The following is an 11,284-nucleotide window of genomic DNA, read 5'->3' as shown; positions in this document are numbered from 1 at the left end:
GGGGTAAATTATGAGTCCATATCATTCAACAAAGTCCTTGAAAGAGGAAAGAGTTATACTATTTTCTGATCATCAAGATGAACCGGTTTATGACATCTTATCAAAAATTAAAATGTCACTGGGGTTAGATATCTTGTTATTGAGTTTTGAGAAATTGTATTCTAGTCAGATCATAACTGATCATAAAAGTATTTTTGTCTTAGATTATAGAAAGCTTTCATTAGAAGAGATCGATCAAGAAATCGAAAGGTTAGCCGTTAATTTTTCTTGTGAAAATCATGATATTATCATTTTGGGTAAAGATGGTTCCATCCAAACAAAACATAGGGTTGAACAATATGGATACCATTATATCTATTTTGATTATGAGCTTCAGATGCTTATTCCTTTAATCAAAAATTGTTTGGAGCATCATGTTTTTACGACAAAGCCCGCTTTATTTAAACCAAAGCCATTTAGGATTATGATTGTAGGTGCTTGTGGCGGAGTTGGGTCTACGACCATTTCAACTTTATTAGCAAAGCGGGTAGCAATGCTAACGAAAAACCAAGTCTTGTATACAAATTACCAAGAAGAAAGTTTATTTTCTCGGTTTTATTTAGGGGTCAAAGCTGAAGATTATGACATGCATTATAAAAAGCTGTTAGGTAATAACTCGGTGGTACCACCACATCAACACTTAATAGTAGGTGGTGACAATCGCTTGCGTTTTTTAAGTCCATTAAAAGATGATAATGCAGAAGATCATACACAGTTTTTTAACAGAGTTTCAGAACTTGTTGATGGTGTGCAAGCTGATTTTTCATGCATCGTAGAGGATTACTCTTTTTATCATAAAAGCACACTGATGTCTGAAGATTTACGACAAACACTCAGTAGGGCCGACAGGGTGTTTATTGTAACTGATAATACATTACTGAGTAATCATGCGGCAAATAATTTCTTTCTTGAATTAAAGGAGTTGCAGCAAAAAATGAAGAAATTGATTAATACTAGGGTCATTGTGAATAAAGTAGGGGCTGTCAAAGATAATGCGCTTGATCAAGATCATCTAAATAAGCTGTATGCTAAGCAATATTCTACAATCAAGTATGATCGACACTTAATGGAGTCATTGATGGGTCGCAATAAGGATAAAAATGGCACAACAAAAACACAAGGATTTTATAAAGACATTGATAAAATCATAAAACATGATTTTGGTATGCATTTACATGGCATAAATAAAAATTTGTGGGGTCATTTCACCGGGTATATAAAGGCGTTTAGAAAATGAAACTTAAAGGTCATGTGTTGGCGTTTTCAGGCGATCAATCCGGTATTGCGACGATAGAGTTTGCATTGACATGCATTATTTTCTTTATGACGGTTTTTTTTATTTATATGATTTATTATGAAACGGTTCAGTATATTGAATTGCGCTTAGCAGCCACATTAATTACCAGAGATACAAAAACCTTAGCGATTAGCCATCCAGGTCAAATATTAACGAATCAGGATTATATGCAACAGGCGCAAAAACGTTGGCGCTATTATGCAAAGCATTATAGTTTTTTAACTGAAAATAAGATGACAATCCGGATTGATGGATACAACACATTGCAAGATGTTATCAGTCATCATAAAGCGCCACAGCTGGCAAATGCGCAATATGCTATTTATTCATATGACTATAGACAAAATTGGCTATTTAACTTTTTTGGAAATCCAAATGATGACAAAACGTATAGAGTATTGGCGATTCAAGAAAATGCAATTGTCAGTTAAAAGAATGCTTGGGTTATTTTGGCATAACTCAAAAGCAGCAGTAACGATTGAGCTGATGTTTATACTGCCCTTTTTGGTGATAATGATTGCTGGTTTTTGGGAATATGCACATTACCAACTCACGCGCGCATCATTAGATGATACAGCATATGCCTTAGTAAATGTTATCAAAGATAACAAACGCGTAGATCTATCACAAATGCAAGGGGTAGCGGATGAGTTGCTCATCAATAGCGGATTAGATTTAACACAGTTACAAATTGGCTATCAGTTATCTTCAGGGGGAAAAGCTGGAATAAACTGTCCACAGTTTAAGGGCACGCTTAATAAGGTAAATATAGTTTGTATGAGTTATCCCATTATCGAACAAGAGGTATTTGGAATGCATTTTCCAACATTTAGAATTTATGGTTTTGCACTGATACAAGATAGAGCATAAAAAAGGGGAGATTACAATGAGATTCAAAAAACAAGCAAAAAATATACTCATAACGATAATAGGGTTATTACCTTTATGTTATGTAGTTGCTGATGTCAATGTAGGGCAAGAAATCTATGTGATGCAATTAGATCATTATGGTTATTATATACATAACCCATCATTAGATCCGACACCTGTTGATAAGTTAGCGAGTGATTATCAACATAAAATGCTTGAACAAGCCAATCAGTTATCAACAAAAGCGCCGTTGCAGAAACTAGACAGCAAGAAAGATAAAAAAGTTGTGGATACCATGATGGCAAAAAAACAAACCTACAGGGTATTTTTTGGGTTTGATAAATCCAATTTGGATAAAGAGGATAGAAAAAACATTAGCAAATTTGTGCACGAGCAAGTTAATCTGGCGGACAAAAATAATAGGATAGTGCTGGTTGGTAGAACAGATAGTGTTGGTTCGAATGCGTACAACCAAAGGCTATCACGTAAAAGAGCGCAAAGCGTTGCAAACTTTATTATTAATAATTTCCATGTTCAGGCAACTCGCATATATAGCTATGCCTATGGCGAAGATAAACCAATTCAACCTAAGAGCAACCACGCATTAAACAGAAGTGTGACTATGTTGATTTTATCTAATGATGAAGCCACCACATCTCAATCGCAAAGGAGGCAAAAATGAGTGCGCATATGAATACGCTTATGCGGGAGTTTAAGCATGAAGTGATGATGCAGCTAAGCGATATGGATTTAGCCACGCTTAAAGAAAGCAATTTTCATCACAGTATTGTAGAGCTGGTTAATGTGCTGGCAAAAACAAAAAAATATGTGTTAAGCCAAACACAAAGAAATACGATAGTAAAAATGTGTTACGACCACGTCTTTGGCTTTGGTGTGTTACAGGAGCTAATCGATGACGATTCTGTGACTGATATTTTAATTAATAATTACCAAAGTATTTATATTGAACGTAAGGGGCGGCTAACAAACGTTAATGAGCAATACTTTTCCTCAGAAGCAGAACTACGGGAATATGCACAACAACTTGTGTCTAAAGTTAATAAACGCGTTGATGAAATGGTTCCCTACTGTGATGCACGCTTGGATGGCGTTGGTAGGGTTAACGTTGTAATCCCACCTTTAGGGTTAGATGGTACGGTTATTTCAATTCGTAAGTTTAACAAACAAAGCTATACATTAGAGCAGCTTATGGAGTTTGATTCATTAACGCCTGAGATTCTTAAACTATTATCTATTTTTGCGCGCTCAAGGGTGAATATTATTGTCAGTGGTGGTACTGGATCTGGTAAAACGACGTTGTTAAATGCTGTTTCTCAGCATATTCCAGATCACTATCGCATTATTACGATTGAAGATACGGCAGAGCTTAAGTTGCTGCAAAGTCATGTTGTGCGGTTAGAAAGCAGGCCTCAAAGTGCCGAGAGCCTTGGTGAGGTTCCTATTCGTCAGTTATTAGTTAATGCATTAAGGATGCGTCCAGACCTGATCGTGATTGGTGAGTGTCGTGGCGCTGAGGCTTTTGATATGATTCAGGCAATGAATACAGGACATGATGGCTCTATGTCAACTTTACACTCTAATGGGTGTAGAGACACGATTAATCGTATCATTGCAATGGCAATGATGGCACAAGGGAATAATTTTCCTGTGCAATACATTCAGCGCCAAGTTGTTAATTCAGTTAATGTTATTATACATGTCTCGCGCTTAAGCTCTGGAAAACGAAAGATCGTTGAAGTTTCAAACTTGATCGGTTTGGAGGGAGAAACACCTGTATTAAATACGCTTGTAAAGTACGATAGATATAGAGATTGCTATGAAATGGAACAAGTTAGCAGAAACTCTGAGTTGTATAGAAAAATCTCATATTGTGGTTTGGAAGAAGAGATACAGAGCATTTTAGCTGATTAAGGGGTATATCTTATGTGGGCAGTAGTTTTGGTGCTATTATTAGGGGTTACAGGTTATTTTGGCTGGCAAGAGCTTAGATCAAATAAATCCCTGGATAATTATATCCGTGAAGCAATGCAACAAAAAAATACAGATGATACGGTTGAGTGGGGCAATGTCGTTTTGCGCAAAAAAATAAGTTATTTGGGGCGTATGTATTTTGATAAATTAAGCTTTAAAGTTGGCGGGATTCGTATTTTCCTAAGTATATTGCTGATAGATTTTGCCATTAGCATGAGCGCTGCAATAATTGTAAACAACTATACTATTTTAAATCCCTTATATGTTGGCCTGACCCTATTTGTGCTTATCTTTTTATTATTATTTTTCATGCTGAAAAATAGGCGTAAGCGACTTTTTGAACGAGATATTCCCGCAGCATTAGAGATATTATCAAGTCATATCTCTGCAGGCAAAAGCTTTGAGTTAGCACATAAGGAGATGGTTGCTAACTTAAGAGATAGTCTGCTTAAAAAGGAGCTAAAGATTGCGGATAATAAAATTGGTTTTGATAGTCTTGAAAAGATTTATTTAGAGTCTATTAAGCGCTTTCCTTATAAGTCTTATGTACTATTTGCTATTACAGCAGTGAGTTGTTACCGTGGTGGGAGCTCTTTTCGCGCTTCATTAGATAGGATATCTCAGGTCATTTATAATGATGCTAGGATTGAAAAGAGAAAACGTATTTTATCAGGGGGGGCACGTGCCTCAATTATGGTGCTGGCTGCACTACCCTTTGTCATGTTAGCCATAATGGGGATTATCAACCCTAAAATAATTACTTTTAGTTTAAATGATCCTCATGGCATTTACGTTATTTACTATTTGTTAATCAGTGAAGCAATAGGGGTTTTTATCAGCTATGCAATTTATAAGAGGGCAAAATAATGTGGGTGTTGTTTATTCTGTTAATTCTGGCTTTTTTATTCATTTATATAGGAACATTTAAGTTCGCGTTTTATGCTGAAAAGTATTTTGATTTACTTAAGTACCGTCAATCTTTTAAATTAAAGCGGTTATATCAACGTTGGGCTTTAGCGTCAAAAAAAACCATATTAGAAAAGTATGGGATATCCAAAAGACACCCTCTGGTCATGCTATATAGCTATAAATTATTTATTGGCTGCGGTTTGATGGTGTTAATGCTTTTATTGGGTTATATTATTTTTGGTATCATCTGCTTTATGTTGATGCTATTTATTCCGGATATGTGGATTTCTCAAAAAGAGAAAAAACTATTACGTCAGTTTGTTAATGATACCCCTGTGATTATGGAAATTATTGCTGTTTATATGCAATCTGGGGTTAACTTTGAAAGAGCTTTAACATTAACACAACAGAATATTGCTGCGGTAAACTTCTCTTGGTCGTATCAGCTAAATCAAATTTCAGCTAATAATGCCATTCATGGATTAAATCGATCTTTAGAGTTATTTTGTAAGACATTCTATCAAGATGACATACTTACGCGTTTTACCAATATGGTGATTACCTCATTAAATACCGGAACCCCAATGGTAGAGGGACTTCTTACGCAAGCAGCACAGATACGCGAAACAGTTTATTTAAAAACAGAAGAAAAAATGGCGAGCTTAGCCGTAAAGCTGACGATTCCGATGATCCTGTTCTTTTTGTTACCTATCCCAATTACCATCCTTGCGCCAAATGTATTAATGACCTTATTGCCAGCATTGCAAGGATTTGGTCAATGAAACAAGTCAACTTACGCTGGGGGAACATAATGTATAGCAAAATAAAAGATTTTTTGGTACAGCAAAATGGTGCTTATGCGATCATGACAGCGTTGATGTTGCCTGCAACGCTCTTATTTATGGGGCTTGCAATTGGTGCATTAACTTTGTTAAATGACAAATCAAGACTCGCAGATGCCAGTGAAGCTGCAGCATTAACATTAGCGCATGAAGATGCCACAACTAACACCGCGGCAAATAATAATTATGCTCAACAGGTATATCAGTATTATTTTCCTTATGATTTGAAGGAAATCTCGAATAATACGATTAAAACAGCATTTCAACAAATTGATGATCCTACGGTACCACATCCTGATGAAATAACACCACTTAGCTGTTGTGTAAAATACGACCAAACCGGGAAGTGTATTCAGCAAGCTTATCATCATACACATCATTATATCAACCTGTATCGCTCATCAGGGTATGGAACGCAGTTTCATTCTTTTGCTAGTGGATTAATTGGTAACTTAGGGTTTCATGTGTTAGAGACAGTTAACAATACGGCGGTGGGTGCCGTTAGATCAACTGTAGAGTATGACGATATGTGTGCTATTAAACCTGAGCCACCTAAGCCGCCATTAAACAAGCATGAGATTACAGCAGTGATCGTTTATGATGATAGTCCAAGTATGGCAAGTCAAGCCTCTGGAGGCCCTGCAGAACTGGCAGATAGTATCCGAAGAGTATCATTGCAGATAGTTGACAAGCTGCACACATCATTAGGAGGGAATGACAAAGTTTATCTACAGTTTCTTGCAACGGCAAATATTTTTATCGATAATAATGGCGTAAAGTATGACTCTTCAAACTTTGCTATACCAACACTTGACTTATTAAAAAAAGGTAGTTCTGGGGATTATAATTTTTTAAATGCAAACTATATGCTTCCTTATATGGATGTTTTTGATTACTTGAATTTCCAAGGAACTGATCTTGTTAATGTTTTTAGTAACCAGAGCGAATTAATCAAGCAAATTAATAACAGGTTTAGGGCGGAAAATTATTATCAGACACTTACAGGTTTAGCAGCCCCAATTATCTATGCAAATAATGAGTTGTATTATAAAGGTAGTACACAAGGTAAACATAAGACAGTAAATAATTTATTTTTTATGATAACTGATGGCACTCCACATAGCCACAATAACCACGATCCTAAGGGTTCAAAAGCACCGTCTGTAATTCTAGGAGAAAATGACTATTGTGGTAAGCTAAATAAAGCAATGCAGTCACATCATAGAAATTATTTTTCTTACTTTATAATGATTGATTCTGGAGACCCTGATAAAGGTGTAATATTTAATGGTAGCTGTTTTAGCAAAACGCATTTTCAAAATCTATCTGCCGAAGGAAACTATAAGAAATTAGCTAATAATGAGAAGTTGAGCACTACAATTTCTAATGACATTTTAAATTATATTCCACCAAATACTCGTAAACAGGCGCCTGATTTTAATAGTAGCTCAAAGCTTACCCAAGTAAGTTATGATCAAAGGCCCAGACTTATCTATCGATTTAATCAAAACACCCCACCATTACCACAATAGTGATGTTTATTAACCATTATAAATTAATAATTAAAGAGAGGTAGAAATGAGAAAACTAAATAAAATAAATAGAATAAAAAAATATAGTGGATTGTTCTTAATATTGCCAGTTTTTATATTAAGTGCTTGTGCTACGACACCCGAAGACCCATCACATATTTTGGAGCAAAATAAAGAACAATTGTTTGCAAGTACTCACAGCTATGCTGAGCTTGCCAATTACTACAAAGGTAAACTAACCGAGGATAAAGACAATGTTGATTTGCGTTTAAAACTAGTGGATGCTTATATTAAGATGCAAAATTATATTGTGGCAGAGTTTTATTTAAAACCCATGCTACAAATGAAGTCACCACCTGCTTTAGCGCTCTACTATAAAGCAAAAATTTTATTTAAACAAAATCATTTAGCAGATGCAAAACGTTATGCTGTAGAAAGCATTAATATTCAAGATATGCCGCAAACGCATGAGTTACTGGGAGAGCTTTATACCTATGATGAAAGTTATGAACAGGCAATTGCAGAGTTTACCTCGGCGTGGAAAAAAGGTTTTGACGAAACTAAGTCAATTAATAATATTGCCGTGGTTTACTTGGTGCAAAAAAACTATCAAAAAGTCGTTGATTTGCTTTATCCCATTTACTACGCAGGCAACCGAAATAAAAAGCTTGTCAATAATCTTGCTTATGCATTAGACCAATTAGGTCAAAAAAGTGCAGCCAAAATGGTGACTCAGATGCCAGATATGAACCAACAGTAATTATATATGATTGATAAATCATTTAAATATATGAGGTAGAGATGAAGAAAATATATCAGATTAAGATTGAGCTGTTGGTAGAGGATGTATTCACTTTTATTAAAGAGCCAATTGTTATGATTTGTTTTATAAGTTTTATGGTGCTGACAGTTATTTCTTACACTGAGAACTATACTATATTGTTATCTACTTTATATTTCTGGTTTATCTGTTTTATACTCTATGGTTGTGGTTTGGCTTTTTATCGGTGTAATAAGCTTAGGACTAGCAAAATCTTGAGAGTGATTGCCTTAGGCATTACTATACAAACGGTTGTTATTTCAAATCTGGTTACTCTGTCACCGCTTTCTATTTTCTCTTTTGCAGATAATATGCTTAATAATATTGATAGCTCCCTGCTACACTTTAATATTCAACAATTTAGTGATGGTTTTTATTTGAACCACTCTTATTGGGTATCTTTCTTCCGATTAATTTATATCTATATATTTGTAGTCATGATAGTTGCTGCTATAGTCAGGGGGAGCATTTTTGCAGTGGATCAACTCAAAAAAGGAATGTTAATATTAGCTTTAGTGAATTTTATAGTCATTTTTTTAGTTTTTTTCTTTCCAACCGTTGGGCCAGGTTATATTCATCCAAATATGCAAGCAGTGAGTCATTTTTATAATTATATAGACCCTTATTTTTCATTTAGACAGACTAGACTGCATTCGGTCAATGATGATATTTCATTTCCAAGTTACCACATTATCATGACCTTATTCAGTAGCTATGTGTTATGGTCGCAAAAAATCTATATAAATATGTTCATTGTGATTGTCGGCTTACTTGTTGCTTTAAGCACTTTGGTTTTAGGGCAGCATTATTTAGTTGATATTATCGTAAGTCTTCTATTATGGAGTTTTTTTGCAGTTTTGATTAAATCTACTATCTGGTCGAAGAAGGTTAAACTAGTTAAATATAATACTCCAAGAAATTTAAACAGTGTCTTTTAAAATCCAGTTCCGATATAGTTCCGATATATTGTTGAAAGTAAAATGAATAGAGGGTGTATTTATGAGCACAAAAAGAGCAAGTTACTCGTCAGATTTTAAAGTCAAAGTTGTATCGGAGTTATTGGTTTGCTAGCTGACAATTGGCAAATGAGCTTAAAAGCAGTGTTGGCTGTTAGGTTTCCTAATTTGTCCGAACTTTGTAAACAGCATGTTAAATACAGTTACAAACTGCGTGGTATCAATATTTGTCGCGTTAATCAGGTGTGGTCTACTGATATCACTTAGCTTTTTTGTTTAATCCCAAACACCCTTAATTTTCAGCAAAACAACACCTTTAAAGTAGCCATTGGCTGCTGTTTCTAAGGCTTCTGTTGTCATGCTAATATGATGTGTCTTATTTTGCGAAATCCTCTGAGATGATTGATTGAGCTCGATATCATTGACAAACACCTTAAGTGGAATTTCGTGGATAGTATTTAGTTTATCCATCCTTTCTTTTGATTTTGTCTTGTTGATGTTTTCTGTATGCATTTCATCAATGATGACTCCTTTTAACGTTGGGCGGTTAACAAGCTGTATGGTTGCCGCTTCAGCCAGATGCAATTGTAGCTGCTTATGCTTGTTACTCAAGTGCATGTTATTATTCTGCCCTGATCGATTCATCTTTAATTGCACATTACTGTGTGCGTCGAGCTTAGAGAGCTGCACTTTATCCGAGTGAGTGACGCGTGCGCTGACACTTAGGCTTATGCTTGCGGACTTTGTTGTTGCAAAGTGGATTTCTATCGTGCAAAGCAGGATAATCATTAGCAAGAAAAATAAACGTGCTAAGTCATGATCATAATATGTTGCCGTTTTATTGTGTCTGTGGGATTGGCTATGGTTATATTGCTGTTGCTGAGTTAAGAATGTGGTAATAACACGCATAATGTATACTCCTTTTACCATGAATTGACGCATAAAATTCTTCCTGAGTTAAAGTGAGTATAGTTTTGATCTTTATTAAGTCAAATTAAGGATTGTGATGGGTGATATTTCCTTACACAATAAATCATAAGGATAACTACCTAAGTTGTTAATGCTTATAATATTTTTTGCTATTAGTGCAACTGAGCATTAATAATTGGATTAACACAAATAAGGATGATATATGTTTCACAAATCAAAAATTTCCAGTTGTTCGATCACTTTTTTTGCAGTATTTATGTTAAGTCATGTCGCGTTGGCAGATAGTATCCAAATCGATATAAAGACTTCAGATGGCTCTGATATTTCTGAAATTACAGAACCATATGCCGCTCAATTTAAACAACATACAGCTAGTAAGCAGGATGACTTTACAGTTTGTAAGGAGATGAATATGCCCAACACGGGTTGTTTTCCTGTAGCTCCATATTCTGCCCCTGCCCTGCCGCAATATAATAGCTATATGGCGATGTTGGTGAAAGATAATGATCAACCAATAAAAGGCACAGTGTACTCTGCCACTTCCGGTCCATCAAATGCAGGATCTAACTATCCTTTGGCAGAGCTAACATTGGACACTTGGCGGAAAGGCGTTGATCAATATGGTTGCCATTATAAGCTAACTGTATTTGTTAAACAAACTGCTTCTGTGGTCGAACCAATTAAACTTAGGATTGAAAATTTTGATCCGTCATCAAAATGTAGCTGTAGTTGGGGAGAAAAAACGCAATGGGCAAAAAATATTGATTTTGAAAACAACTGTGCAGCTTCACCGTCAGCTGTGCGGCTGAGGGGGTAAATTACATCGTTTCAACCGTCACTTCATAAAACTTGGTTACATTTTATTACACAGCAAATTCAAATGGTAAGTATTTTAGGTATTTGTGGCGCTAAGATACACCCATTAGCGTGATGGGACGCTGATTTACAAAGTCAAAACATAAAAAATGGGGTTTTAAAATATGTTTCAAGTTAGATCTAAAGTTGTCGTTTTTTCAACGTTGGCTGTTATGTTATTTGCTGCCAATCAAGTACAAGCTGTACCATGCAATGATTGCTGAGTTTAGGCGAGAGGGGGT

12 protein-coding genes are annotated in these 11,284 nt (G+C 35.4%); 11 read left to right on the top strand and 1 reads right to left on the bottom strand.

Annotation, left to right across the window (positions count from 1 at the left end; all coding sequences use genetic code 11):
* Positions 1 to 10 precede the first annotated feature (10 nt).
* The 10 genes from ACZ5V8_RS09335 (at position 11) to ACZ5V8_RS09290 (ending at position 9,239) form a co-directional block, all read left to right on the top strand.
* A complete protein-coding gene (locus ACZ5V8_RS09335) occupies positions 11 to 1,276 on the top strand; it encodes a hypothetical protein (protein ID WP_464217565.1) in 1,266 nt (421 codons plus the stop codon).
* Positions 1,273 to 1,767, top strand: a complete 495-nt coding sequence (locus tag ACZ5V8_RS09330; protein ID WP_464217564.1) for a TadE/TadG family type IV pilus assembly protein — start codon at positions 1,273 to 1,275, stop codon at positions 1,765 to 1,767. Before ACZ5V8_RS09335 ends, ACZ5V8_RS09330 begins: the two co-directional genes overlap by 4 nt.
* Positions 1,757 to 2,206 (top strand): tight adherence pilus pseudopilin TadF, encoded by a 450-nt coding sequence (tadF, locus tag ACZ5V8_RS09325; RefSeq protein WP_464217563.1) that lies wholly within the window; start codon positions 1,757 to 1,759, stop codon positions 2,204 to 2,206. Before ACZ5V8_RS09330 ends, tadF begins: the two co-directional genes overlap by 11 nt.
* A 16-nt stretch (positions 2,207 to 2,222) precedes the next feature.
* Positions 2,223 to 2,888: an OmpA family protein gene (locus tag ACZ5V8_RS09320; RefSeq protein ID WP_464217562.1), complete on the top strand. Its 666-nt coding sequence runs from the start codon at positions 2,223 to 2,225 to the stop codon at positions 2,886 to 2,888.
* Complete coding sequence (locus ACZ5V8_RS09315) at positions 2,885 to 4,138, top strand: CpaF family protein (protein ID WP_464217561.1); 1,254 nt, start codon at positions 2,885 to 2,887, stop codon at positions 4,136 to 4,138. The genes ACZ5V8_RS09320 and ACZ5V8_RS09315 overlap by 4 nt, the downstream gene beginning before the upstream one ends.
* A 192-nt stretch (positions 4,139 to 4,330) precedes the next feature.
* Positions 4,331 to 5,065, top strand: coding sequence for a type II secretion system F family protein (locus ACZ5V8_RS09310; RefSeq protein ID WP_464217560.1), 735 nt, complete (start codon positions 4,331 to 4,333; stop codon positions 5,063 to 5,065).
* A gap of 206 nt (positions 5,066 to 5,271) precedes the next feature.
* Positions 5,272 to 5,889, top strand: coding sequence for a type II secretion system F family protein (locus tag ACZ5V8_RS09305; protein WP_464217559.1), 618 nt, complete (start codon positions 5,272 to 5,274; stop codon positions 5,887 to 5,889).
* Positions 5,886 to 7,481: a TadE/TadG family type IV pilus assembly protein gene (locus tag ACZ5V8_RS09300; protein ID WP_464217558.1), complete on the top strand. Its 1,596-nt coding sequence runs from the start codon at positions 5,886 to 5,888 to the stop codon at positions 7,479 to 7,481. The genes ACZ5V8_RS09305 and ACZ5V8_RS09300 overlap by 4 nt, the downstream gene beginning before the upstream one ends.
* Before the next feature lie 46 nt (positions 7,482 to 7,527).
* Positions 7,528 to 8,241, top strand: a complete 714-nt coding sequence (locus ACZ5V8_RS09295) for a tetratricopeptide repeat protein (RefSeq protein WP_464217557.1) — start codon at positions 7,528 to 7,530, stop codon at positions 8,239 to 8,241.
* 41 nt (positions 8,242 to 8,282) lie between these two features.
* Positions 8,283 to 9,239: a phosphatase PAP2 family protein gene (locus tag ACZ5V8_RS09290; RefSeq protein ID WP_464217556.1), complete on the top strand. Its 957-nt coding sequence runs from the start codon at positions 8,283 to 8,285 to the stop codon at positions 9,237 to 9,239.
* A 294-nt stretch (positions 9,240 to 9,533) separates the two neighbouring features.
* Here the strand turns inward: ACZ5V8_RS09290 and ACZ5V8_RS09285 are convergent, their stop codons facing one another.
* Positions 9,534 to 10,166: a hypothetical protein gene (locus ACZ5V8_RS09285; protein ID WP_464217555.1), complete on the bottom strand. Its 633-nt coding sequence runs from the start codon at positions 10,164 to 10,166 to the stop codon at positions 9,534 to 9,536.
* A 223-nt stretch (positions 10,167 to 10,389) separates the two neighbouring features.
* On the opposite strand from ACZ5V8_RS09285, the gene ACZ5V8_RS09280 reads away from it, so the two are divergent.
* A complete protein-coding gene (locus ACZ5V8_RS09280; RefSeq protein WP_464217554.1) occupies positions 10,390 to 11,004 on the top strand; it encodes a hypothetical protein in 615 nt (204 codons plus the stop codon).
* The last annotated feature ends 280 nt before the right edge of the window (positions 11,005 to 11,284 follow it).

This window comes from Cysteiniphilum sp. GTC20157, assembly GCF_055396795.1.
The sequence above is the reverse complement of the archived record's forward strand: the minus strand, read 5'-3'. Positions and strand labels throughout refer to the sequence as shown.